This window comes from Micromonospora sp. NBC_01412, from assembly GCF_045040215.1.
Classification (GTDB): Bacteria; Actinomycetota; Actinomycetes; order Mycobacteriales; family Micromonosporaceae; genus Micromonospora; species Micromonospora rubida.
This window is the reverse complement of sequence record NZ_CP109528.1, coordinates 5467780-5492475: the sequence shown is the minus strand read 5'-3', so window position 1 is coordinate 5492475 and position 24696 is coordinate 5467780. Positions and strand designations below refer to the sequence as shown.

The following is a 24696-nucleotide window of genomic DNA, read 5'->3' as shown; positions in this document are numbered from 1 at the left end:
CCTCGTCGAAGCGAGCGGGACCAGTACACCCCGGACCCGGGGCCGGTCGCGGCGCAAGCCGGGACCGGCCCCGTCCGCTGTGCCGGGGAGGCTCAGACCAGGCCGGCGTCGCGCAGCAGCTTCCACAGCCCCGCGCCGTCGGGGGCGGAGAGCCACTTCTGCCCCACCGGGCCGGACGACGAGCTGCCGGACGGGGCGGGCAGGCCGCCGGCCAGCACCGACTGGGCGGGCGAGAGCCGGCGGATCGCCACCCCGGCCACGTTGTCCGGATGCCCGGCGGCGAACTCCCGGTAGATCTCCGGGTCGTGCTGGCCGTCGTCGCCGATCAGCAGCCAGCGCACGTCGGGGAACTCGCGGGACAGCCGGGCCAGGGTGGCCCGCTTGTGTTCCCGGCCGCTGCGGAACCACCGGTCGGCCGTCGGCCCCCAGTCGGTGAGCAGCAACGGCCCCGCCGGGTAGAGGTGCCGGGACAGGAACCGGGTCAGGGTCGGCGCGACGTTCCACGCGCCGGTGGACAGGTAGAACACCGGGGCCCCCGGGTGGGCGGTGACGAGCCGCTCGTAGAGCACCGCCATGCCGGGCACCGCGTTACGGGCGTGCTCGTCGAGCACGAAGGTGTTCCACGCGGCGAGCAGCGGCCGGGGCAGCGCCGTCACCATGACCGTGTCGTCGATGTCGGACAGGATGCCGAAGCGGACGTTCGGGTCGAGGACGCGGATCAGCGCCTCCACCGGCTCGGCGTCGGCGACGCTCAGCCGCACCGACGACCAGCCGGGCGTCAGGTGGGCCTCGACCACGGTGTCGACGAAGCCGCTTCGGTCGGCCTTCGCCTCGTGCTTCACCCCGCCGGCCTCGATGGTGACCGTCACGTGCTTCGCGGGCAGGGTGGTGAAGCTGCGCCAGCCGCGCACCTTGTCCAGCCGCTGCCCGGACCGGTTGTCGGGGCGGCCGAGCAGCACCCGGCACAGCACCCGCGCCCAACCCGGGGCGCCGTATCCGGCGTACGCGATGATGTTGGTCTGCCACCCGGTGCGCCGCAGCCGGCGTTCCACCAGGTTGTGCACGGCGTCCTCGATCCGCGCGGCCCGGTGCAGGTTCGGTACGGCAAGTTCGCCCGCGGGTGTGGGTGGCACGCTGCAACCCTGCCACACCCCGGCGGGGACGGCCACGCGAGGCGGGGACGAGGCGGTTCTCCCCCGATCGGCCCCGGTCCGGGCCGCGTGCGTGACAGACTCCGGTCGGGACGGCGACGGGGGCGTTGGTCGTGTCGACACATGTGCAGCACCGCGGGCGGTGGCGCCCGACCGACCGGCCGGCGCTGGTGGCGCTGCTGCTCGGGCTGGCCGGGTTCGGCTACCGGCTGGCGCTGACGCTGCTCACCCTGCCCGGGTCGAACAGCGACGAGGCGACCTTCGGCCTGGCCTCCCTGCACATCGCCGCCGGCCGGGAGCACCCGGTCTTCCTGTACGGGCAGCGTTACATGGGCACGCTGGAGGCGTACCTGGCGGCGCCGCTGGTCGCCGTCGCCGGGCCGAGCTGGCCGGTGCTCCGGCTGCCGATGCTGGCGCTCTGGGCGATCTTCGCGTGGCTGATGTACCGGCTGACCCGCCGGATCTGCTCGCCGTGGTGCGCCGTGCTGGTGGTGGGGCTGCTCGCGCTCGGCCCGGAGCGGGTGGTGCGGGACCAGTTGACCGTGGTGGGCGGCCGGCCCGAGGTGAAACCGGCGGTGGCGTTGGTGCTGCTGATCGCGCTGGGGCTGGCCGACCGGCGGATCGGGGCCCGGCGGCTGGCGGCCGGGGCCGCCGGCCTGCTCGCCGGGGTGGCCGTCTGGTCGGACTGGCTGATCGTGCCGTACCTGGCGGTGGCCGGCCTGCTGCTGGCCTGGGTGCTCCGCCGGGAGCTGGCGGGCTGGGCGGGGGCGCTGCTGGTGGCCGGGTTCCTCGTCGGGGCGGCGCCGCTGATCGTCGACAACCTGCGCGCGCCGCCCGGGCAGGACTCGCTGTCGGTGTTGCGCCGGATCAGCACCGCCGCCGGGCCGGCGCCGCCGCTGGCCGACCGGCTGCGCGGCGGGCTGCTGGAGGGGGTGCCGCTGGCCACCGGCCTGTGCCAGATCAACGGCTGCGCCCGCTGGCAGCAGTGGTTCGGCCTGCTCTACCCGGTGCTGCTGGCGAGCGCCGCGGTCCTCGCGCTGGTCGCGTACCGGCGGGCCGCCGGCCGGCCGGACGCCGACCGGGTCGGGCCGGCCACGCAGCTCGCCCTGGTCGCGGGCGCCGGCCTCACCCTGGTGGCGTACGTCCGCAGCCCGCTGGCCGGCACCGACCCGCTGGGCAACGCCCGCTACCTGTCGGTGCTCCAGCTCTCGCTGCCGGTGGCGCTGTGGCCGCTGTGGCTGGCGGCGGTGGGCGTCTGGCGGGGCACGGCAGGGGTCGTCGGGCGGCTGGCCGGGGCGTCGGCCACCGCCGCGCTGGCCGGGCTGGCCGCCACCGCGCTGGTCGCCACCGGCCTGTTCGTGGCCGGCGGCGGCGGGCTGCGGACGGAGGAGCGGCGGGCACGGGAGCTGGCCGACACGGTCCGCCGGGCCGGGCTGCGCACGGTGTACGCCGAGTACTGGACCTGCAACCGGCTGGTCTTCAACACCGCCGAGGCGGTGGTCTGCGGGGTGCTCGACGGGGACCTGGCCCCGGGGCAGAACCGGTACCGGCCGTACTGGCAGCAGGTGGGGCGGGCCGACCGCCCCGGGTACGTGCTGGCGGCCGGCGGCCCCGCCGACCGGCGGCTGCGGGAGCTGCTCGGGGCGGGGGCCGACTCCGCCCTGCTCGCCGAGGCCGGCGGCTATCGCGTGTACCACCCGGCGACGGCCGTGCGGCCGTGGCGCTGACCGGTGGGCCGTACGCTGGCCGGACCGGCACGCGCCGGCGTGCCGCCGCACCGAGGAGTCGACCGAGATGCTCATCCTGCTGCCGCCCTCGGAGGGGAAGGCCGACGCCGGCACGGGCCGGCGGCTGGACCCGGCCCGGCTGTCCCTGCCCGAGCTGGCCCCGGCCCGCACGGAGGTGCTGGCGGCACTGGTCGGCCTCTGCACCGGGCCGGACGAGGCGGCGGCCCTGGACGCGCTGGGGCTGACCCCGGGGCTGGCCGGCGAGCTGCGCCGCAACGCCCGGCTGGAGCGGGCGGCCACCGCCCCGGCGGGCCGGATCTACACCGGCGTGCTCTACGAGGCCCTCGACCTGGCGACGCTGCCCCCCGCGGCGCAGCGGGCGGCCCGCCGGTCGGTGCTGATCAGCTCCGGGCTGTGGGGGGCGGTGCGGCTCACCGACCGCATCCCGCCGTACCGCTGCCCGATCGGGGCGCGACTGCCCGGGGTGGGGGCGCTGTCGGCGTACTGGCGGCGGGAGCTGGCCCCGGCGATGGCGGCGGCTGCCGGCGGCGGCGCGGTGCTGGACCTGCGCTCGGGCGCGTACGCGACGACCTGGACGCCGAGCGGCGAGCTGGCCGAACGGACGGTGACGGTGCGGGTGCTGCACGAGCGGAACACCCCCGACGGGCCGGTCCGGTCGGTGGTCAGCCACTTCAACAAGGCGACCAAGGGGCGGCTGGTGCGCGACCTGCTCACCGAGGGCGCCCGCCCGCGCCGCGCCGGCGAGTTGGTGACCGCGCTGCGGGACCTGAAGTACACCGTCCTGGAACAGCCGGTGACCGCCGGACGGCCCCGGGCGGTGGACGTCGTGGTGACCCAGTTGTGACGGATCGCGCACGGGAGGGCGTCACCGACGGCGACTGTCGCAAGATTTCCTCAAGGCTCGCGGCCACGGCTACCACCGGACGGCGCGGGAGTCCACGGTAAGGGGAACCTGACGCCGACAAGGAGACTGTGGTGGCCCCCGAACCCACGCTGCTCGACCGGCCTCGTCTTCCCTCGACCCCACCCCCGCTGGACTGGCTGACCCTCGCCGACGCGTTCGAGGTCGCCTGCCTGCTGCGCTGTGCCTCCCCGCCGGCCGCCCAGGCCGGGGCGGGTCGCCGGCCCCCGGCCCCCGCCCACATCGGCCCGACCGCCGAGTTCAACCGGGAGGACGCGGCACACCGGATGCGCCAGCTCCTCGCCCGGCTGGAGATCCCGGTCGGGCACGAGGTGACCACCGGCGGCCTGCGCCGCCGCTTCGAGCTGCACCGGCTCCAGGTGCCCCGCGAGCACCGGGCGACGTACGCGACCCTGGTGGAGATCGGCTGGCGGCAGGGCCGCCGGGAGCTGCTCGGCGGGTCCGTCCCGGGCACGTCCCCGGCCCGCCGGGTGTGGCGTCCCCGGCTGGCCGCCGCGGCCTGGCGGGCGGCGCTGCTGGCGGGCGGCCGGCACGTCCGGCGGCACATCCTCGGGATCCGGCTGACCGACCGGGAGCTGGCCGCCGTGCTGGTCCGGGGCGCAGCCCTGCTGGAGGTGCCGGCGCTGCTGCGGCCCGGCGCGGGCTGCTACGTCGTGAGCGTGGCCGACGGCTCGGACCGGGACCGCATCCTGCACAGCGTGACCCTGGACCCGGCGACCGGTCCCGGGGTGGCCGCGGTCGCCTGAGCACGGCCGGCCGGCGGGCTTGCGCCGGGAGCGTCGCACGCGCAGAGTGCACCGGGTGAGCCGTAGCTGGTCTGTGCCACCGCGCGCCGCCGGCGTGGCGGTGCTGCTGTTGGTGCTGGTGGTGGCGGCACCCGGGCTCGCCGGCTGCCGGGACTCGCCGAGCGAGCCGATCCCGATCCGGATCGCCACCGGCAGCCCCACCGCCGTCTACCACGCGTTCGGCCAGTCGCTGGCCGCCGTCCTGAACCGGGAGCTGCCCGGGGTGCTGGCCAGCGTGGTGGTCACCGCCGCGTCGGCGGAGAACATGCGGCTGCTCGGCACGGGGGACGCCGAACTGGGCTTCACCCAGGCCGACGTGCTCCCCACCGGCCGGGAGGGCCGCCCGAGCGTGCTGGCCGTGGCCCGGGTCTACGACGACCTGCTGCACCTGGTCACCCGGGCCGACGGCCCGGTCCACTCGGTGGCCGACCTGCGTGGCCGGCGGGTCTCCGTGGGGGCGCCCGGCTCCGGCACCGAGGTGACCGCCACCCGGCTGTTGGAGGTCGCCCAGCTGGGCGGCGCCGCGGTCCGCCGGGAGCGGCTGGGGCTGGACGCCTCGGCCGACGCGCTGCGCGCCGGGCGGATCGACGCCTTCTTCTTCTCCGGTGGGCTCCCGGTGCGCGGCGTCGAGGAACTGACCGCCGACGGCGCCACCCGCATCGTCGACCTGGGCGACTGGACGGAGCCGCTGCGGCGCAGCTACCGGGAGGTCTACGTGTCCCGGGACATTCCCCGCTCGGTGTACGGGGTAGAGCCGGTGACCACCGTGGCGAACCCGAACTACCTGGTCGTCCGGGCCGACCTGCCGGATCCGCTGGTCCGGGAGGTGACCCGGCTGCTGATGGAACGCCGGGCCGAGCTGGCCGCGGCGCATCCCGCGGCGGGCCGGATGAGCCCTCGCTCGGCGATCGCCACCGCCCCGCTGCCGCTGCATCCCGGCGCCGCCGACTGGTACCGGTCGAACAAGCCCTGAACCGTCAGCCGACCGGGGCCGCCGTTCCGCCGGTCAGCGGGGTGTCCCGGGCCGACGCGGCGTCACGGGTCGGCGCGGTCTCGCCGGTCGGCGCGGCGTCGCGGGTCGGCTCGGTCTCGCCGGTCGGCGCGGCGGTGCCCGGCGGGAGCGGGTCGGAGGCCGTCGCGGGGTCGGGAGCGGCCGGGAACCAGAGGCCGGCCACCAGGCCACGCGGCTGCGCCAGGCGCATGGTGAGCCGGCCGTCGGAGGCGTCGACCAGGACCGCGACGATGGTCAGCCCGAGCCCGGCGCCGTCGACGTTCTGCACCTCGGGGGCCCGCCAGAACCGCTCTGTGGCCTGGTCGAGCTGATCGAGGGTCATGCCGGGGCCGGTGTCGCGGACCTCCAGGGCGACCCCGTCGTCGGCCGGCCGGACGTCCACGGTCACCTCCCCGCCCGCGCCGCTGAACTTGACCGCGTTGTCGATCAGCGCGTCCAGCGCCTGGTCCACGGCGGTCGGCACGGTCCGGGCGTACACCGGATCGGCGACCGGGGCCAGGCGCAGGGCGACCGACCGGTGCCGGGCCAGCGGCTGCCAGGCGGCCACCCGGGACGCGGCGACCGCCGCGGCGTCCACGGTGACCCGTTCGTTCTCCTCACGCTCGGCGCGGGCCAGGGTGAGCAGGGCGTCCAGCAGCAGGGCCAGCCGGTCGGTCTCCTCCAGCGCCAGCCGGTGCTCGGCCCGCCCCGGCTGGTCGGTCAGGCTCGGCCCCAGCTCCTCCACCCGCAGCCGCAGCGCGGTCAGCGGGTTGCGCAGCTGGTGGCTCGCGTGCGCGACGAAGGCCCGCTGCCGGTCCATCACGTCCGACACCACGTCGGCCATGTTGTTGAAGCTCACCGCCAGCCGGCGCAGCTCCGGCGGGCCCAGCCGGTGCTGCACCCGGGCCCCCCGGTCCCCCTCCGCGATCTCGTGGGTGACCGCGTCCAGCTCGGTCACCGGGCGCAGCACCCAGCCGGCCAGCCCGAACGCGGTCAGCACGCAGGCCAGCACGGCGAAGATGCCGGTCGCGGCGAGCAGCAGCCACCACGCGGTGACGGTGCGCCGGACCCCGTCCGCCGGGGTGGCGATCACCACCGCCCCGAGCACCTCACCGCCGTCGTTGATCGGCACCGCCACCACGACCGGCCCGCCGGTCCACGGCCACACCGACTCCGGGTCGCTGAACTGCTGCCCGGACAGCGCGTTGTCCAGCGCCGCCTCGGTGCCCGGCCCGACCTGCCAGCTGCGCGAGGCCACCACCGTTCGGCGGTCCCGGTCGACCACGGCCGCGCCGATGCCGTACAGCTCGTCGTAGCTGCTCAGCTCGCCCCCGATCGGGCCGGGGACGCCGCCGCGCAGCGCCGGCCCGGCCAGCGAGGCGAACCGGGTCGCGTCGGCCAGCCGGTCGGCGCGCACCTCGTCGGTCTCCCGGGTGGCCAGGGTGGTGGCGAGCGGAGTCTCCAGCGCGATGAGCACCAGCACCATCAACAGCAGATAGCTGATGACCAGCCGACGACGCACCGGCCCTCACTCCCCGCGCAGCCGGTAGCCGACCCCGCGGACCGTCTCCACCAGCCGGGCGTCGCCCAGCTTGCCGCGCAGCGACCCGATGTGCACCTCGACGGTGTGCCGGTCCGCCCAGGTGGTGCCCCACACGTCGAGCAGGATCCGGTCCCGGGGCACCGCCACCCCGAGCTGCCGGGCCAGCGAGAGCAGGATGTCGAACTCCTTGCGGGTGAGGGTCACCTCCCGGCCGTCCACTGTGACCGTCCTCCCGGCGACGTCGATGCGGACCGGGCCGGCCTGGATCACGTCCCGCTCCGGGGCCGCGTGCGCGGCCCGGCGCAGCACCGCCTCGATCCGGGCCTGGAGCTCGACCATCGAGAACGGCTTCACCACGTAGTCGTCGGCGCCCAGCCGCAGGCCGAGGACGCGGTCGCGTTCCTCACCCCGGGCGGTGACCGCGATGATGCCGAGCTGGGCGCTGCGCCGGCGCAGCGCCCGGCACAGGTCGGTACCGTCGCCGTCGGGCAGGGTCAGGTCGAGCAGCACGAGGTCGCAGGGCGCGGCGGACAGCGCGGCGGCGACGGTGGCGGCGTGCTCCACCTCGTAGCCACGGCGGGTCAGGGCGGACGACAGGGCGGCGGCCACCCGTCGGTCGTCCTCGACCAGCAGGATGCGCAACCCGGACCTCCGCTCCTCGTTCCCCGTTGCTCGACCGTCGAATGGTCGCAGAAGCGCCGCCCGGACGGGAGGGCCGGCCGGTCAGACCCTTCCCGCCGGCCGAGGGCCCGCCCGGGGCGCGTCCCGGGCCGCGGGGTCGCGGTCGTCGTAGGCTGCCGGGGTGATCTACAAGCTGCTGGCCACGACCGAGTGGGACGCCGCCCGGGACGCCGGGCACTTCGCCGGTTCGGCGGTGGACCGCCAGGACGGGTTCATCCACCTCTCCGCCGCCGACCAGCTCGTCGAAACGGCCCGGCGGCACTTCGCCGACGCCACCGGGCTCACCCTGCTCGCGGTGGACCCGGCGGCGCTCGGCGCGGCGCTGCGCTGGGAGCCGTCCCGGGGCGGGGTGCCGTTCCCGCACCTGTACGGGACGCTGCCGGTGGCCGCCGTGGCCGCGGCCCACCCGCTGCCGGCGGACGTCCCGGCCGCCGACGCGGTGGCGCGACTGCTCCGCTGAGGGATCGCTATGCTCACCCGAGTCCGCGCGCCGGCCGGGGTGACCGCAGCCCGCCGGTGGGCTGCGGCAGTCCGATCCGCGCGGGCGGCCGGCACCCGCCGCCGTCCCGACGCGTCCACCCGCCGGCGCGACGGCGCCCCGAGCGATGCGAGCAGCGATGACTGACACCACCGACCGACCCGACGTCTTCGTCCACCCGAGCGCCGACGTGGAGGAGGGTGCCCAGGTGGGCGACGGCACCAAGGTCTGGCACCTGGCCCACATCCGGTCCAGCGCCCGGGTCGGCGCCGGCTGCGTGATCGGTCGCAACGTGTACGTCGATGCCGGCGTCACCGTCGGCGACCTCGTGAAGATCCAGAACAACGTCTCGGTCTACCAGGGCGTGACCATCGAGGACGAGGTCTTCGTCGGCCCGTGCGCCGTGTTCACCAACGACTTCCGCCCCCGGGCGCAGAACCCGGACTGGACCATCACCCCGACGCTCGTGCGCCGGGGCGCCTCGATCGGCGCGAACGCCACCCTGATCTGCGGGATCGAGGTCGGCGAGTACGCGATGGTCGCCGCCGGCTCGGTGGTCACCCGGGACGTCGCGCCGTACCAGCTGGTCGCCGGCAATCCCGCCCGCCCGAAGGGCTGGGTGGACGCCAAGGGCGAGGTCGTCTCCCGCGACGTGGACAACCCGCCGCACCGCGCCTGACGGTCGGCACGAAAAAGGGGGGCGGCGGAAGCCGTCCCCCTTTTTGCCGCGGGCGGGTCAGCCGCAGAGCCGGCCGATCTCCTGCCGGAACCGCTCCATCGAGTTCGGCTCGTCCGGGCCGAGCAGGTAGATCTTCAGCTCGCGGCGGGCCTCGGTCATCGGGTCGCCGCCGGCCCGGGTCAGGGCGACGATCTTCTCCAGCTCGCCGCAGTCCTTCGAGAGCAGGTACGCCCCCCGCGAGGTGGGGAAGTTGCGCCGGAACTCGTCCTCGGGCAGCCCGCTCGGGTTCGCCACCACGTACGGACGCTGGCTCTGCACGAAGTCCGAGACCACGCTGGAGATGTCGCTGATCAGCAGGTCGGTCTGGTTGAAGCAGTCGAACAGCCCCGGGGTGCGGCCGGTGACCACGAGGTGGGCGGTGCCGCCCAGCGAGGTCGCGTCGATGTCGCCGCCCGCGGCGCGGATCGCCTCCACCACCCGCTCGTGCACGGCGCGGGCCTCCTTGGCCCGGGTGCCGGTCAGCGGATGCGGCTTGTAGATCAGCCGCACCCCCGGCCGGGCCGCCAGCAGCCCCTTGACGATCCGCTCCCCCATCAGCACCAGCGAGGTGTGGTACGGGTCGTCGTCGAGCCACCCCTCCCAGGTCGGGGCGTAGAGCACGGTGAACGGCCGGTCGACCGACTCCGCGCCGAAGGTGTGCACGCCGGCGAGTTGGGGTCGGCCGACCTCCACGATGTCGGCGTCGAGCACCCCGACGCCGGCCCGGGCGTACCGCTCCCGCCCGGCGAGTCCGGCCACCCACACCTCGTCGTACACCTTGCTGTACGGGTTGACGCTGGCCTGCTTGTCGCTGTCGCCGTGCCCGACGAAGACGTGCTTCATGCCCGGGTCGCGGAGCATGTGGATGTTGGCGCCGACGTTGGCCGCGTACAGCACCGCCCGGACGCTGGCCGGCTCCAGGTTCATGAAGTCGACGCCGGCCGGCACGCAGATCACCGGCAGCCGGGTGTCGGCCAGCTCTCCGAACGCCTCCCGGCTGCGCATCAGCACCACCGCCGGCCGCTCGAGGGCCTCGGTCGGGGCGAGCCACATGTTGGCCTGGTAGACGTCCTTGGCGGGGCCCGCGAAGTAGAGGGCCACCTCCGGGCGGTGGGTGTCCAGCCACCGTTGCAAGGCGGGCAGCAGCGGGCTCTGGCCGGTGCCCCGGCCACGCAGCCAGGTCAGTGCGACGATGCCGCCGGCCACCGCCGCGACGAGCACGGCGGCGGCGGCGCCGGCCAACATCGGTGCGGCGTCGTCCCACACCGCCGAGAGCACGGCCGCCGGCACCAGCAGCACGTTCACCAGCGCGAGCCGCTCACCGGCGACCCCGGCCGCCCAGTCCGGCGGGCGCGGGGCCGCACGCATGGGGCCGAGGTCGATGTTGCGCACCAGCGCGGACATCGGGTTGCGCCGGTCGATCATCGTGTTCAGGGCCCCGGCGAAGACCGAGATCACCCAGACCACCGCCGGGAGCAGCAGGACCGTGGTGAGCTGCCCGGCTGTGAGATCGACCGTCGCTACCACCAGCAGCACAGCCGAGACGTCCCGGGTGAGCTGCCGGTAGCCAAGGCTGAGCCCGACCTTTTCCAGCAGGACCTCCGACGGCTTGGACCACCGGGCGAGCGCGAACTCGCCCAGTGCCGCCGCCGCACCGAAGACGGCGAACACGGCGGTCCAGCCCAACGCTCCGGCGGCGAGCATGACCAGGTAGGACAACAGGAGCAGGGCGCCGCGGGCGGCGACACCCACCCGCTGGGGCAACGAGCCGAACAAGGATTCAGTCTCCCTATGAAGTCAACGACGGGCGGAGCCCGTTGGCCGGCGGCACCACTGGGCCCGTCCGATGAGCTTCCGACGGCGGGCCATGGTCGTGTTCCCGCTCGGCGGCACCTCCTGACGGGCCTGTCCCGCAGTGCTCCGGGGAGCCCCGCCCGGGTTGACCGTGCGGTCGGACGGCCGCGGCCCTGGCGGGAGGCGGTCCACCGCCACCACTCAGGGCACGTGCCATCTCGGTTTCCTGGATCCAGTCTGTCATCGCCGGCAGCCGAAACGTCGTTGCGACCTTAACGCGAGGGACCGGCGTGCCGTCGCTCGGGTTAACCCATGACTTTCCGGCCCATCGTCGCGAAAACGGTCAGCCGGCCGCTGCGGGACGAACCGGCACAGCCTGGGACGGCGCCCCCACATCCGTGGCGGAGGTGCCCGGCCGGCGGCACGTCGGTTCCAGCTCATTCCGATAGTGTTGCCGCCGAAATCGGCGTCGGCGACTGCCCGCCGGAAAGGGAACCTGTGTTGACCAGTCTCGTCGCCCTGGCCGTGGCCGTCCTGCCCGGGGCACTACTCGGTTTCGTCGTGCCACCCGGGCGTTACCGCTGGGCGGTGTGGGCGACGGCGCCGGCGCTGACCCTCGGCCTGACCACGATCGCGATGGGTTGGCTGCCCAAGCTGGGACTGCCCGACAGCGCCTCGGCGGTGCTGGTGGTGGAAGTGCTGCTGGCCGGCGCGGCGGTGCTGGTCTCCCGGCTGTTCGCCCGGGGCTGGCCCGCTCCCGGGGGCCGGGAGACCGGGGCCGAGGACGGCGGGGCGGCTCCGGCGTCCGGGCGCCGCGCCGCACTGCTCGCCCGCCTCCGGCAGCGGCCGGCACGTCCCGGCTGGGCGGACGTGCTCGGTCTGGCGGTCCCGTCGGTGCTCAGCGTCGCGTACGGGTGGCTGCTGCTCGGCCGGCTCATCGCGCCCCCCGGCTGGGACGCGATGAACCACGGCTACTTCACCCGGCGGATCCTGGACACCGGCCACGCGGTCATCGAGTCGGCGTGCAGCAGCGGCTCCACCGACCCGGTGGTCGGCTGTTCCTTCTACCCGCTGGCCACGAACGTCGCCTGGGCACAGGCCGCGGAGCTGAGCGGCGGTCGGATCAGTGTCGCGATGACCGCCTGGTCGATCCTGGTCGGGCCGCTCACGCTGGTCGCCGGGGTGTACGCCTGCGTCCGGGTGCTCGGCGGCCGCCCGGTCGTCGCGGCCTGCGCGGCGCTCGCCCCGACCTTCCTCGGCCCGCTGTGGTACTCGGTGGTCACCGGCCGGATCACCCAGCAGACCGGTCCGGCCATGGCGGTCGGGATCGCCCTGCTCTGCGCGCTCGCGTTGCGCGGCGCGCACCCGGTGCGGCTCGGTCTACTGGCCGGCCTGTCCGGGGCCGGGTTGATCATGTCGCACACCTACGATGTCCTCGTCGTCGCCGTGCTGGCGCTGGGCCTGCTGGTGCTGCTGCGCCACCCGTTCTCGGTTCGCGGCGCGGCCGCCGGCGCGGTGGCCGCGGTGGTCGGCGGCATCGGCGCGTTGATACCGTTCATCAACGCGCTGACCAGCGCCAACGGCGAACGCGAGCAGAACAAGCCCGCGCTGCTCGGCAGGTGGGGCGAGGCGTTCGAGTACTGGGTCACCGACCAGCAGCGGTACGCCCTGCTGGGCTTTCCACCCCCGGGGGGCGCGGACTACCAGCTCAGCGTGCCAGCCATCCGGATCGGCCTGGTGATCACCCTCGCCTGCCTGATCGCCTCCCCGCTCTGCCTGGTCTTCCGTCAGCTGCGCTGGGCCCGACCGTGGCTGTTCACCGGTGTCCTGTTCACCGCCGTCGGGGTGTGGACGACCAGCTCCGACTCGGCGTCCGCGATGTTCGTTTCCGGCCTCTGGTACGGCGTGCGGGAGCGGTTGCGCTCGATGATCCTGCCGGTGTACGGCCTGCTGGCGGTGGCCGGTGCGGTGGCCATCGGCCTGGCGATCCAGTGGCTGGCAGCCCGCCTGGTGGCCCGGGCGCGAACGCTGCGTGAGTCGACCGTGCCGGCCGCGGTGGCCGCCTCGGCCCTGTTGGTCACGCTGATCGCGCTCGCCGTGCTGCCGCAGACCTGGCACCCGATCCGGGGCGAGTTCAAGCGCCGCGCCCCGGTCGGCGAGAACTACGTCCGCACGTACGAGTGGCTGGCGACGAACACGCCGCAGGGCAAGGTGGTGGCGTACGACCGGCACCGACAGTTCATGACCTGGTCGTACGTGGACTACGGCACGCCGGTGCTGTTCGGGCTGCCTCCTCTGCCCGTCTTCGACGTGCAGAACTACACACGCCGCTGGGACGCCTGGAACTGGCTGGTCGACAACGAGAAGGCCGTCCCGGCGGGGTGCGACGTGGAGCGGTTCGGCGTCGAGTACGTGGTCGTCGGCGGCGGTCGGGCGGTGCCGGGCGGCTGGGAGCAGCACTACACCCGGAACCGGCTGGACGCCAGCCGCCGGGTGAAGCTGGTCCAGAGTTTCGGAAGTATCAACATCTACCAGGTCACCGACGAGGGACGCGCCTGCGCCAACCCCGGCGGATGACCGGCTGGTGACCCCGGCTCGGCCGGGGTCACCGTCGCTACCCCGATATGCCGAAGGGCGTCGCCGACCACGGCGACGCCCTTCGGCTGTGGGCCGTTCAGTGGCCCTTGTCGTCCCCGATGACGGCGGCCACCGCGCGGTGGGCGGGGAGCAGCCGCTGGCGCTCCACGTCCGCGTCGAGGCGCCCGTCGAGGATGTCGAGGAAGTGGTCGAGCTGCGCGGCCAGCGGCTCCCGGTTCGACACCAACTCGGGCACCTCCATGATGCTCTGCTGCCGGTATCCGCGGCCGTCCGGCGTCGCCGCGTCCAGCGACACGTGCCGGTAGATCGTGACGTCCTTGCGGATCAGGTCCGCCTCGATCAGCCGGTCCACCTCGCTGATGACCAGCGTCCGCACCTTGCGCTGACCGATCCGGCTCGCCGAGATGTTGGCCAGTGCGGTGTTGCCGAAGGTCAGCACCGCCTCGGCGACGTCCTCCGCGCCCGCGACGGAGTCCGGGTGGAAGTATCCCAACGCACCCCGCGTCGAGGTCGGCTCCTGGCCGCCGAACGCCTGGATCGCCAGGTCGATGTCGTGCACCAGCAGGTCCCACGCCACGCCGGTGCGGATGCGGGGAGCGTACGGGGAGTGTCGGGTGACGGTGAGGTGCACCGGGCGGTGGATGAGCGCGAACGCGGTCAGCACGGCCGGGTTGAAGCGCTCCAGCAGACCGCAGAGCAGCGGCAGCCGCCGCTTCTCGGCGATCGCGACGATTTCCTCGGTCTCGCTCAGGCTGCCGCAGACCGGCTTCTCGATCAGCAGCGGCTTGTCCGCGACGAGGACCTCCTCGGCGAGGCCGCGGTGAAACTCGGTGGGGGCGGCGATGACCACCGCGTCGATGTCGGACAGGTCGGACAGGCCCGGAGCCCAGGACGCGCCGTACCGGTCGGCGATGTCCCGGCCGACCGCCTCCCGGGGCTCGATCACGCGGGCCAGCCTGGCCCGGGAGGACTGGGAGATGACCCGGGCGTGCAGGGAACCCATCACACCCGTACCCACCAGGGCGAAACGCACCGGGGCGGTCACGCGCCCACCGCCTTGCGGACGGCCTCGATGACCCGCTCCACGTCGCCGTCGGCGAGGTGGTGGTGCACCGGGAGGGAGACGCACTGCCGGACGACCCGGTCGGCTACCGGGGCCGGGTCGGCGACCACCCGGGGGTGCTCGCGGTAGCAGTCGTAGTCGTAGACCGTCTTCGGGTAGTAGATCCCACAGCCCACGCCCTGCTCGGTCAGCCGGGCGATCACCTCGTCCCGACTGACCGGCGCGGCGTCGGTGACCAGCACGGTGTACTGGTGCCAGACGTGCGAGCGGCCCGGCAACTCGGTCGGCAGCCGCAGGCCAGGCACGTCCACCAGACCGGCGGAGAGCCGGGCGGCGTTGTCCTTGCGGCGTTTGACGTTGTCCCCGTAGCTGGCGAGCTGCGGGATGCCGAGGGCCGCCTGAAGGTCGGTGAGCCGGTAGTTGTGGCCGGCGACCTCGTACTGGTAACGCTGCCGCATGCCCTGGTTGCGCAGCACGCGCAGCCGGTCGGCGAGGGTGGCGTCGTTGGTGGTGATCATCCCGCCCTCACCGGTGGTGAGGTTCTTCGTGGCGTAGAGGGAGAAGGTGCCCAGACCGAAGCTTCCGGCACCGCGCCCGCCGATCGTCGCGCCGAGCGACTGCGCGGTGTCCTCGACCAGGCCAAGCCCGTGCCGCTCGACCAGCGGCACGATCCCACCCATGTCGGCCGGCTGGCCGTACAGGTGCACCGGCATCACGACCTTCGTCCGCGGCCCGATCGCGGCACCGAGGGCCTCGGGGTCGAGACAGAAGTCATCCTCGCGGATGTCGGCGAAGCGCGCGGTGGCACCGGCCTCAAGGATCGCGTTCAGGGTGGCGACGAAGGTGAACGGGCTGGTGACGACCTCGTCGCCGGGCTGGAGGTCGAGCACCTCCAGCGCCGCGACCAGCGCGGTCGTGCCGTTGTTGACGGCCACCGCGTGCTCCACGCCGACGACGTCGGCGAACTCGCGCTCCAGCCGGGCGACCATCGGACCCTGTGCCAACATTCCTGAACGGATCACCTCGACCGCCAGCTGTTCGGCCGCCTCGTCGAGTTTGACGACGGAAATGGGGATCACAGCGTCTCTCCTTGGGGGGATCGGTGGCAGCGAGCAGACGGTAACAGCGGAGGACTGCGACGGGACAAGTGGTCCGTCGTCGACGGATTCCGCATCGAGTGCGCCGGGTGCCTACAGGCGCACAGCCTGGGCTAGTGTAGTGCCTTGCTCTGACCACCCCACCCCTGCAGCGGGTGAATGCGACGCGGAGGCAGGTAACGCATGGTAGAGACCGCCGCGCGGAAGGACGCCGCCGTCACGAACGCGCCGGTGTCCCCCGCCCCGCCGGCCCCGGCCAGTCCGCTGAAGCGGTGGCTGTCGCTGGGCGTACGGGTGGTCGTCATCGTGGCCATCGCCGCCGGGATGGTCTGGAGCGTCGTCGACCAGTGGCCTCAGGTCCGCTCCACCTGGCTCGGCCTCGCCTGGCAGTCGGTGGCGCTCTCCGTCCTCGCGGCCCTGCTGGGCATGGTCGCCAACACGATGGCCTGGCGGGCCGCCGTGGACGACCTGGAGCACAAGGTCTCCGTCACCGCCGCGCTGCGCATCTGCCTGGTCGGGCAGTTGGGCAAGTACATCCCGGGCAGCGTCTGGGCGTACGTGCTCCAGATCGAGCTGAGCAAGCGGGCCGGCCTGCCCCGGGCCCGGGCCTTCCTGGCCACCCTGGTCACCATCGGCCTCGGCGTGACCGCCGCACTCGGCCTCGGGCTGCTGAGCCTGCCGGCGCTGCGGGACGCGGCCGTCGCCAGCGACTCCACCTATGCCGATTCGGTCCGGGTGGCGCTCTGGATCGTCCTGGGGCTGTTCCCGGTCGCGTTGATCTGCGCCGTGCCGCGGGTGCTCACCATGCTCGTCCAGCTCGCCCTGAAGGTGCTGCGCCGACCGCCGCTGGAACACCGGCTCACCTGGCCGGGGGTGCTGCGCGTGGTCGGCTGGAGCGCGCTGGGCTACAGCCTGTTCGGGGTGCACCTGTGGCTGCTGGCGAACGCCCAGGCCGCCCCCGGGGTGGAGGGGCTGCTGCGCAGCGTCGGCTCCTTCTCGATCGCGATGACGGTGGGCATGTTCGCCTTCCTCTCCCCCTCCGGGCTCGGCGTGCGGGAGGCCGTGCTGGTCGCCGCGCTGGCGCCGTTCCTGGTCGGCAGCGGCGGCGTCGGCGCCGCCATGGGCATCGCACTGGCATCCCGGCTCATCTTCACCATCGCCGACGTCATCGCCGCCGGCCTGGCCGCCCTGTCCGGGATGCGTCAGCTGCGGCAGGGCGCCCCGGCGCAGGTGGCACCAGCGGTCGAGTAGCACGACGCACACACGAACGGGCCCGATCACGCCGGCGTGATCGGGCCCGTTCGTCGTCCGGCGGACTCTCAGCGGGTGACGACGCTGGTGATGCGGGTGAACTCCCGCATCAGGTCGTACCCGTCCCAGGTGGCGGCGAAGTTCAGCGCGTCGCCCACCGGGACGATCCGGTCCACCCCGCGACCGCCGAGGGCCCGGGCGAAGGCGACCAGTTCCTCGCTGCTGAACCCGAAGTGGGTGACGGTCTGGTCCCGCCGGACCACCACCGGCGCGAGGTCCACGAGGGCCTCCACCCGCGCCTGCGGGAACGTTCCGACGCCGAGCCAGCGACGCGGGATGGCCCCCGGATCGGTCAGGTCGACGGTGGCCAGGTCGTTGCCGTCGAAGTGGATGGCCGTGGCCGCTCCCTCGACGGCCAGGCCGTAGGTGGCCACCCGCTTCTCCACCGCCATCGAGGCGTCGACCTCCGGCCGCTTGCCGTTCAGCACCGCCCGCAGGCGGGCCAGCAGGTCCGCGCGGGCGGCCTCGGTCGTCGCCGGGTCGCCCACCCAGTACACCGTCCGGGGGGAGGCGCAGGCCGCCTGGTCGAACCAGTAGGAGTCGTTGTAGAGGCCGAGGGCGGCGTCGGCGCGGTCCTGCTCGTTCGCCGCCAGCCAGCCGGCCGCACCGATCACGGTGAACGAGGAGCGGTCCGGGAAGGTCAGGTCCCGGGCGTGCGGGGCGAGGGGGTGCCTGCGGATCTCGGTCACCGAACGGTCGCCGCCCCAGATAACCCGCAGGTCCGCGGCGGCGGAGAGCGCGGCGGTCACCGCGTCGTCGCGGCCGTAGGTGACCATCCGCTGGGTCTGCCGGACCGCCTCATCGGCGTCGGCAAGGGTGTCGTTGAGCGCGTCGAGCACCGCGTCGGCCGCCCCGGCCGAGCGGGACGAGATCCGGACGACGTTGGAGTTACCGGCCAGCGCGGACAACGCCCACGAGTAGACGAAGATGGTGTCCACGTTGGCCGGTGGGACGTGGAAGACCAGTCCCCGGGGGAAACGCAGCTGACCGGGCTCGTCAGCCACCCGGTGGAGCGCCTTGGCGATCTCCCCCCGCCGCAGGAAGAAGCCGAGCGAGGCCAGCTCCGGGTGCCGGCGGGCGACCGCCGGGCGGAGCAGCCGCCGGGCGAACGCCACCAGGAAGTCGACCACCCGCTCGTCGCCGACGGTCAGCGGACCACCGGCCGGGGCCACGCGCAGGGCGGTGACCAGGTCATCGACGGCAACCGCGCCGCCCGCCGGGAACCGCTCGATGACCTTGCCGCTCATGCCGCCTCCGCGAACGTGTCGCTGCAACCACGCGCCTCGGCACGGGGCAGCCGGCCCAGGATGGAGAAGCGCTTGCCGGGCCAGACGCCGTCGTCGATGCCGTGTATGACACCCCAGTCCTCGGTGAGCAGGACGTGCCCCGGGTACGACCGGGGCATCGTGCTGATCACCTGGACCACGCCCGGGGTGCCGACCGGCGTCTCCTCCCAGGTGTGCGGGTCCCGGACGATGATGTCGGCGAACTCGGGGCAGTAGAGCCCGCCGCCGTCCGGGCCCTCCAGGAAGGTCGTGCCGATCTGCTCGACCATTCCGTAGAAGCTGTGGATCCGGGTCAGGCCGGTGTCCTCGGTGAACCGGCGACGGAACTCGGCGTTGTCCACCGCGCGGTTGGCCAGCTTCTTCCAGCCGCCGCTGTGGATCAGGATGCCGTTGCTCAGGTCGAACTTGTTGTCCCGGGCCAGCTCGTAGAGGTAGAGCCAGGTCATGAAGGTGAAGCCGAAGATGAGGAACGGCTGGTCGCCGTGCTTGTCCAGGAAGCCACGCACCGCGTCCAGGTCGGGCTGCTCCTGCTCGTCCAGGACGAAGGTGTGGTCCCGACCGAAGTTCATCAGGCCGAGCACCCCGGCGCCCCGGGCCGAGAACGACTTGCGGTTCTTGAACAGCGCCTTCGTGTCGACCAGCAGCATCGGCAGCCGCTTGGCCCCGATCACCGTGCTCAACGTGGCGGAGAGCATCTTCTGCTGGACCCCGGCGGCGTCCTTGTCCAGGAAGATGCGGCTCACGTCCCCGGTGGTGCCGGACGAGGTGAGCACCTTGAAGACCTGGTCGTCGGGGATGCTCTTCAGCGTGTGGTCCTTGAACAGCCGCACCGGCAGCCAGGGCAGGTCGGCGATCCGGTCGTACCGACGGCCGGGCAGATGCCCCAGGGCGGCGAGCAGCCGGGCGTACTCCCGGCTGTTGGCCCGGTGGTGTTCGGTCAGATCGACCAGCTCGGGCAACAGCCTCGCCTCACGCGCCGCCTGGTCGAGGGTGAACAGGGTCATACCAGCGCCTCCAGGGAGCGGTAATCGATCTTGCCGTTGGGCAGCTGCGGCAACCGCTCGATGGTACGGATGTCGAAGCCGGACCGGTGCAGCTTGAGCCGCTCGGAGAGCCGGCCGGCCAGCGCCCTGGCCGCGTCGTCCGTGATCTGCTCGACGAAGACGACGACCTTGTCGGGACCGGAGACCGCCACGACGGGCCCCCGCTCGCGGGCCATCTCCTCGATGTCGTGCAGGTTGACCCGGATGCCGAAGATCTTGCCGAACCGCTTGAGGCGACCGCGCAGCCAGACGAACCCGTCCTCGTCGAGGTGGCCGAGATCACCGGTGCGCAGCGCCCCGCCCTGCTCGTCCCCCCGGGTGAGGTCGGCCGAGCTCTCGGCGTAACCCATCATCACGTTCGGGCCGCGGTAGACCAGCTCACCGACCACACCGGGGCGGTCGGTCTCCACACCGTCCTCGCCGAGCACGGCGAACGACCCGCCGTCCAGCGCCGGGCCGACCGAGCCGACCCGGTCGGGCAGCGCGTCCGCCGGCAGGGTGCTCATCCGCGGCGCGGCCTCGGTGCAGCCCCACATGACGTGGAACCGGCCGCCGACCGCGGCGATCTTCTCGTGGTAGGCGAGGATCATCTCGTCGCGCAACTTGCCGCCGGCCTGGGTGAGGGTACGCAGCGACGGGTACTTCGCCGGGCTCCACCGGATCCGGTGCAGCATCTCGTAGTTGTAGGGCACCCCGGCCAGCGACGTGGCGCCGTGGGCCTGCACGGCCTGCCAGAACTCTCGGGCCAGCACCCCGCCGTCGACGACCAGCACCGTCGCGCCGGCCGCCAGGTGGCTGTTCAGCACGGACATGCCGAAGCTGTAGTACAGCGGCAGGCTGGTCGGGGCGATCTCGGCCGGGCCGATGGCCAACGCCCGCCCGATCGCGGCGGCGTTGGACTCCACCGCGCCCCGGGAGAGCCGGACGAACTTCGGGTCCCCGGTCGAGCCCGAGGTCGCCAGCAGCACCGCGAGGTCGGAGTGGGGCTGGTCGGTCGACGGGCGGTCGCGGACCCAGACCGACCCGAGGGCCGGATCGTCGACGTGGTGGTACTGCTTGGGCCGCTCACCGGGGGTGGCACCGGCGCCGCCCTCGGCCAGGCCGACCACCACGGACGGCTCGAAGCGCCGGACGAAGTCGGCCAGCACGGCCGGGTCCAGCGACGGGTCCAGCAGCGCCACCGGGCGGTCGGCGCGCAGCGCGCCGACATACCGCAGCACCGCGGCCACCGAGGTGCCGCTGCGGGCGAAGACCACCCCGGGCGGCAGACCGGCGTACGCGGCGGCGTGCCGCTCCACCTGGGCGGCGAGGTCGTCGCCGCCGAGGACATCTCCGGTGGCGGCGTCGATCAGCCGGGCGGTCGGGGCGACCAGGTTCACGGCACGAGCCCTCCGTCGACGCCGAGCACCTGACCCGTCACGTACCGGGCCGCGTCGCCGGCGAGGAACCGGATGACGTCCGCCACCTCCTCAGGGGCGCCGAGGCGACCCAGCGCGGCAGCCGACGCCTGCCTGTCCAGCACCTCCGTCGGCAGCGACGCGGTGAGGTCGGTACGGATCACACCGGGCGCGACGGCGTTGACCCGGATCCCCCGGCTGCCCAGCTCCCGCGCGGCGGAGCGGGCCAGCGCGGCCACGGCGGCCTTCGACGCCGCGTAGACCGACTGACCGGCCGCGCCGTACGTCCCGACGACCGAGGCGAGCAGCACGATGGACCCGCCCCGCCGCTCGGTGCCGTCGCCGGCCCTGCGCTTGCGCGCCATCGCCCGGCCGGCCGCCTGGACCGCCGCGACCGTCCCCGCCACGTTGACGTCGAGGGTCCGGCGTACGTCGTCCGCGCGCATCATGCCGAGCAGGCCGCTCTCCATGATCCCGGCGTTGGCGACCAGCACGTCCAACCCTCCGTGCTCCGCGGTGACCTGCTTGACGGTGGCGCCGACCGCGTCGAAGTCCGCGACGTCCAGCCCTACGCCGTGCCCGCCGAACTCCTTGCCCACCTGCTCGGCCCGAGCGGCGTCGCGGCCGGTGATGACGACCGTGGCGCCCGCCTCGGCCAACGCCCGGGCGGTGGCCAGGCCGATGCCGCGGGTACCGCCGGTGACCAGGGCCACCCGGCCGGTCAGCTCACTCATCGACGCCGAGACCCCGCAGCATGTCGAGGGCGACCTTGAAGCTGCTCATGTCGATGACCTGCTCGGTCTCGAGCTGCACGTCGAACTCGTCCTCGATCGCGGCGACCAGTGTCATGTGACCGAGGGAGTCCCACTGCTCGATGCCGCGGTAGTTGAGGTTCTCCACGTCAGTGCCCTCGGGCAGTTCCAGGGCGTCCACGAAGACGGTGCGCAGGCGGTCGTTGAGAGTCATGATCGCATTTTCTCCGTTGAATCAATAAGGGGTGTTCGTCACTGCCCGTCGCGGCGCCCCGCGGGCGAGCCCCAGGCCGGGGTCTCCCCACGTGCCTGTGCCTCCGCCCGACGGACGGCGTTCTCCGCGCGGACCCGTTCCGCCTCGGCTTGGATGTGTTTCTCGTCGTACCGCTGGAAGACCCGGGCCGGGTTGCCCGATACCAGACTGTAGGCCGGAACATCCTTGGTCACCACCGACAGCGGGCTGACCGTGGCGCAGTCACCGATGGTGATCCCCATCATGATCACGCTGTTGCCGCCGATGAAGCAGCCCTTGCCGATCCGTACCGGCTTGCGTTCGATGAGGTCACTGCCGGAGTAGTTCTCCAGCATCATGTTCGCCAACCAGCTGGAGTGGGTGAACACCAGGCAGTTCAGTCCGATGCTGGTGTGGTCGCCGATCTCCAGACCGCCGCTGGCGTCCAGGACCGTGTTCTCCCCGATCCAGCAGTGCTCCCCCATGACCAGGTTCTCCGGGCTGACGATCTTCGTCCGCTCACGGATCCGGGTGGTCTCGGGCAGGCCGAGGTGCCGGGCCCGCTCCACGTCGTTGAGAAAGCCGCCGACGAAGTCGTTGAGGATGCCCGTGCGCAGCCGGTTGCTGCGCTCGTCGTCGGAGAACATCGTCACGCGCGCTCACCCACCATCCGCTCGAACACGTCCAGGTGCTTGCGGGTGACCACGTCGAGGGTGAAGTGCGAGTACACCAGGTCCCGCTGGCGCTTGGCGATCCACTCCCGCTCCTCCGGCTCGTCGAGCAGCCGGATCACGGCGTCGGCGAGGTCCGCCGGGTCGTTCGGGCGGACCAGCACGAAGTTCTCCCAGTTGCGCAGGTGCACAGCCGGGAAGTTGGTCTCGGTCACCGTGCCGATCGTCGCCCGGCCCGCCGCCATCGCCTCCAGGCTGGCGGTGCCGAAGCCACCGCCCTGCAGATCGTGGGCCACCACGTCGGCGGCCGCGAAGTACGCCGGCACGTCCGCCGACGGCACCGCGCCGGTGGTGATGATCGCGTCGCTGACCCCCAGCTGCGCGGCCCGCTTCGCGTACGCGTCGAAGTAGACCTTGCCAACGATCATGACCTTGGTGTCCGGGTGCTTCGCCAGGATGGTCGGCAGCGCGTCCACCAGGGCCAGCCGGTCCCGCAGCGGGATCACGTGCCCCAGCGAGACGATCAGCGGCACGTCGCCGACGCCGTGCCGGGCCCGCACGTCGGTCTCCGGGCTGCTGTCGAAGCGGCTCGGCTCCACGGCGACCGGGATGTAGTCGAAGTCCGCCGTGGTCGCGCCGTAACGCTCCGCACAGTAGTGGGCGGCCAGCTCGTCCATGATGACGTAGCGGGGTCGGAACCGGCGGATGATCGGCTTGACCATGAACCGGTCCAGCGTCCGGAACAGCGCCGCGTACTTCGGGTCCGGGCTCTCCAGGCGGGTGTGGATGGAGAGCAGCACCGGGACCCGGTGGCGACGCGCGTACCAGCCGGAGATCCAGCTCAGGTCGAAGAACTGGCCGTGCTGGTGGATCACGTCCGGCTTGAACTCGGCCAGCAGCCGGGAGACGCGGCGCAGGTTGCCGGGGCGGGCCAGGGCGAAGGCCATGTCGAAGTCGATGGACAGGCCGAGCTTCGGCATCGGCATCGCCGGCAGCCGGACGACCCGGTAACCGTCGCGCACCTCCTCGGGCGGCGCGTCCCGATAGGCAGCCGTCAGGACGAGCACCTCGTGCCCGGCGGCGGCGTAGCGTTCCGCCAGCGCTGCGGCGAGATGGGAACTCCCGCCTGGTCGCGGGGGGAAGAAGTTGTTGACGACCGCGATCCGCACAGCGGTAACTCCTGTCGAGATCGGTGTGGGGGCGGGGGCCGGGCCCACCGGTGGATGCTACGGGCGGGCCGGGGGATCTGCCGGGAGGCGACGCCGGCCTACGCTACCGCAGCGCTGCGCGGATCGGCGACGGGCTCCTGCCGAGGTTGATCGACACGGGACGCGGCGGCGGTGTGCGCACGGCGGCCCAACCGTCCGCGCCAGCCCGGCCCGGCGGTCGACTGGACGCGCCGGTCCAGGCGCCGCTGTCCGGGCGTCGGGCGCCGCCGCGGAACGGGTTCGCCGGGAGCCCGTACGACGACGGGCCCCCGGCGGACGGCGGCTAGATCACGCCACCTCGGTCTTGATCAGGTCGGTCATCCCGTCGCCGACGGCGATGCTCGGCTCCCAGCCGAGCACCTCGCGGGCCCGGGTGATGTCCGCCGCCCGGCGGCTGACCAGCACCTCGCGCGGGTTGAACTGCGGCTCCACGTCCACCCCGACCGCCTTGATCAGGATCTCGGCGAGGGTGGCGACGGAGGTGTCGATGCCGGTGCCGATGTTGACCGGCACGTTGCCCTGCTCGGCCTCCATCGCCGCGACCACCGAACGGGCGATGTCGTGGACGTGGATGAAGTCCATCGACTGCTCGCCCTTGCCGTCGATGACCGGCGGCTCGCCGTTCTTGAGCCGCTTCACGAAGTGGTTGATCACCGAGGTGTAGTACGCGGTCGGCTTCTGGCCGGGGCCGTAGACGTTGAAGAAGCGCAGGGCGATCCAGTTGAGGCCCTTGCTGCGCTGGTAGAAGGCGAGCAGGTCCTCGCCGGCCCGCTTGGAGATGCAGTACGGGGTGAGCGGGTCGAGCCGGTCGTCCTCGTGCATCGGCAGCTTCTGCGGGTCGCCGTACACCGAGGCGGAGGAGGCGAACACGAGCCGCTTCACGCCGTGGTCGGCGGCGGCGGCGAAGACGTTGTGGTTGCCGACCATGTTGATGTCGATCGACTCGTGCGGGTCGGCCTGGCTCTTGTTGATCGAGACGGCGGCCAGGTGGATGACGTACTCGCAGCCCTTCATGGCCGCGTGCACGGCGCCGCCGTAGCGGACGTCCTGGTCGATCAGCTCGACGTCGCCGGTGGCCACCAGGTCCGCGACGCGGTCCCGGTCACCCCGGAACATGTTGTCGAAGATGCGGACCCGGTAGCCCTTCTCCAGCAACAACGGCACCACGTGCAGGCCGATGAAGCCCGCGCCTCCGGTGATGAAGACGGTCTGCTTCGACATGGCGGA

At 73.3% G+C, this 24696-nt stretch carries 22 protein-coding genes; 8 read left to right on the top strand and 14 right to left on the bottom strand.

What is annotated here, in order from left to right; all coding sequences use genetic code 11:
* Window positions 1-92: 92 nt before the first annotated feature.
* A complete protein-coding gene (locus OG617_RS24280; protein ID WP_405095278.1) occupies window positions 93-1133 on the bottom strand; it encodes an App1 family protein in 1041 nt (346 codons plus the stop codon).
* Between the two features lie 131 nt (window positions 1134-1264).
* Between OG617_RS24280 and OG617_RS24275 the strand changes: the two genes are divergently transcribed.
* From OG617_RS24275 to OG617_RS24260, 4 genes are all read left to right on the top strand, one after another.
* A complete protein-coding gene (locus tag OG617_RS24275) occupies window positions 1265-2878 on the top strand; it encodes a hypothetical protein (RefSeq protein ID WP_405095277.1) in 1614 nt (537 codons plus the stop codon).
* Between the two features lie 67 nt (window positions 2879-2945).
* Window positions 2946-3743: a peroxide stress protein YaaA gene (yaaA, locus tag OG617_RS24270; RefSeq protein ID WP_405095276.1), complete on the top strand. Its 798-nt coding sequence runs from the start codon at window positions 2946-2948 to the stop codon at window positions 3741-3743.
* A 131-nt stretch (window positions 3744-3874) separates the two neighbouring features.
* On the top strand, window positions 3875-4567 hold the full coding sequence (locus OG617_RS24265; protein WP_405095275.1) for a hypothetical protein: 693 nt from the start codon (window positions 3875-3877) through the stop codon (window positions 4565-4567).
* Between the two features lie 55 nt (window positions 4568-4622).
* Window positions 4623-5579 carry a TAXI family TRAP transporter solute-binding subunit gene (locus tag OG617_RS24260; protein WP_405095274.1) on the top strand — a complete coding sequence of 319 codons (957 nt, stop codon included), beginning with the start codon at window positions 4623-4625 and terminating at the stop codon, window positions 5577-5579.
* Between the two features lie 4 nt (window positions 5580-5583).
* Here OG617_RS24260 and OG617_RS24255 read toward each other — a convergent pair whose 3' ends face one another.
* Together OG617_RS24255 and OG617_RS24250 are read right to left on the bottom strand one after the other, a co-directional pair.
* Entirely contained in the window at window positions 5584-7119 is a 1536-nt protein-coding gene (locus OG617_RS24255; RefSeq protein WP_405095273.1) for an ATP-binding protein, read from the bottom strand.
* Between the two features lie 6 nt (window positions 7120-7125).
* Window positions 7126-7782, bottom strand: coding sequence for a response regulator transcription factor (locus OG617_RS24250; protein ID WP_405095272.1), 657 nt, complete (start codon window positions 7780-7782; stop codon window positions 7126-7128).
* Between the two features lie 160 nt (window positions 7783-7942).
* On the opposite strand from OG617_RS24250, the gene OG617_RS24245 reads away from it, so the two are divergent.
* Complete coding sequence (locus tag OG617_RS24245) at window positions 7943-8281, top strand: DUF952 domain-containing protein (protein ID WP_405095271.1); 339 nt, start codon at window positions 7943-7945, stop codon at window positions 8279-8281.
* A gap of 157 nt (window positions 8282-8438) precedes the next feature.
* Window positions 8439-8978, top strand: a complete 540-nt coding sequence (locus tag OG617_RS24240; protein WP_405095270.1) for an acyltransferase — start codon at window positions 8439-8441, stop codon at window positions 8976-8978.
* A 57-nt stretch (window positions 8979-9035) separates the two neighbouring features.
* Here OG617_RS24240 and OG617_RS24235 read toward each other — a convergent pair whose 3' ends face one another.
* Complete coding sequence (locus OG617_RS24235) at window positions 9036-10793, bottom strand: CDP-glycerol glycerophosphotransferase family protein (RefSeq protein WP_405095269.1); 1758 nt, start codon at window positions 10791-10793, stop codon at window positions 9036-9038.
* Window positions 10794-11312: 519 nt separating this feature from the next.
* On the opposite strand from OG617_RS24235, the gene OG617_RS24230 reads away from it, so the two are divergent.
* On the top strand, window positions 11313-13388 hold the full coding sequence (locus OG617_RS24230) for a DUF6541 family protein (protein WP_405095268.1): 2076 nt from the start codon (window positions 11313-11315) through the stop codon (window positions 13386-13388).
* 97 nt (window positions 13389-13485) lie between these two features.
* On the opposite strand, the gene OG617_RS24225 is transcribed toward OG617_RS24230, so the two are convergent.
* Window positions 13486-14454 carry a Gfo/Idh/MocA family protein gene (locus OG617_RS24225; protein ID WP_405095267.1) on the bottom strand — a complete coding sequence of 323 codons (969 nt, stop codon included), beginning with the start codon at window positions 14452-14454 and terminating at the stop codon, window positions 13486-13488.
* The gene (locus tag OG617_RS24220; RefSeq protein ID WP_405095266.1) at window positions 14451-15551 is read right to left on the bottom strand and encodes a DegT/DnrJ/EryC1/StrS family aminotransferase; all 1101 of its coding nucleotides are present in this window, start codon (window positions 15549-15551) and stop codon (window positions 14451-14453) included. Before OG617_RS24220 ends, OG617_RS24225 begins: the two co-directional genes overlap by 4 nt.
* Window positions 15552-15752: 201 nt before the next feature.
* On the opposite strand from OG617_RS24220, the gene OG617_RS24215 reads away from it, so the two are divergent.
* Window positions 15753-16820: a YbhN family protein gene (locus OG617_RS24215; RefSeq protein ID WP_405095265.1), complete on the top strand. Its 1068-nt coding sequence runs from the start codon at window positions 15753-15755 to the stop codon at window positions 16818-16820.
* 68 nt (window positions 16821-16888) lie between these two features.
* Here OG617_RS24215 and OG617_RS24210 read toward each other — a convergent pair whose 3' ends face one another.
* The 8 genes from OG617_RS24210 to OG617_RS24175 form a co-directional block, all read right to left on the bottom strand.
* Window positions 16889-18127, bottom strand: a complete 1239-nt coding sequence (locus tag OG617_RS24210) for an acyl-CoA reductase (RefSeq protein ID WP_405095264.1) — start codon at window positions 18125-18127, stop codon at window positions 16889-16891.
* Window positions 18124-19170, bottom strand: coding sequence for an acyl-protein synthetase (locus OG617_RS24205; RefSeq protein ID WP_405095263.1), 1047 nt, complete (start codon window positions 19168-19170; stop codon window positions 18124-18126). The genes OG617_RS24210 and OG617_RS24205 overlap by 4 nt, the downstream gene beginning before the upstream one ends.
* On the bottom strand, window positions 19167-20588 hold the full coding sequence (locus OG617_RS24200) for an AMP-binding protein (RefSeq protein WP_405095262.1): 1422 nt from the start codon (window positions 20586-20588) through the stop codon (window positions 19167-19169). Before OG617_RS24200 ends, OG617_RS24205 begins: the two co-directional genes overlap by 4 nt.
* Window positions 20585-21340 (bottom strand): SDR family NAD(P)-dependent oxidoreductase, encoded by a 756-nt coding sequence (locus OG617_RS24195; protein WP_405095261.1) that lies wholly within the window; start codon window positions 21338-21340, stop codon window positions 20585-20587. Before OG617_RS24195 ends, OG617_RS24200 begins: the two co-directional genes overlap by 4 nt.
* Window positions 21333-21572 (bottom strand): acyl carrier protein, encoded by a 240-nt coding sequence (locus OG617_RS24190; RefSeq protein ID WP_266266845.1) that lies wholly within the window; start codon window positions 21570-21572, stop codon window positions 21333-21335. Before OG617_RS24190 ends, OG617_RS24195 begins: the two co-directional genes overlap by 8 nt.
* Before the next feature lie 38 nt (window positions 21573-21610).
* Window positions 21611-22237, bottom strand: coding sequence for an acyltransferase (locus OG617_RS24185; protein ID WP_405103934.1), 627 nt, complete (start codon window positions 22235-22237; stop codon window positions 21611-21613).
* Window positions 22238-22239: 2 nt separating this feature from the next.
* Window positions 22240-23430: a glycosyltransferase family 4 protein gene (locus OG617_RS24180; protein ID WP_405095260.1), complete on the bottom strand. Its 1191-nt coding sequence runs from the start codon at window positions 23428-23430 to the stop codon at window positions 22240-22242.
* Window positions 23431-23757: 327 nt separating this feature from the next.
* Complete coding sequence (locus OG617_RS24175) at window positions 23758-24690, bottom strand: NAD-dependent epimerase/dehydratase family protein (protein ID WP_405095259.1); 933 nt, start codon at window positions 24688-24690, stop codon at window positions 23758-23760.
* Between the last annotated feature and the right edge of the window lie 6 nt (window positions 24691-24696).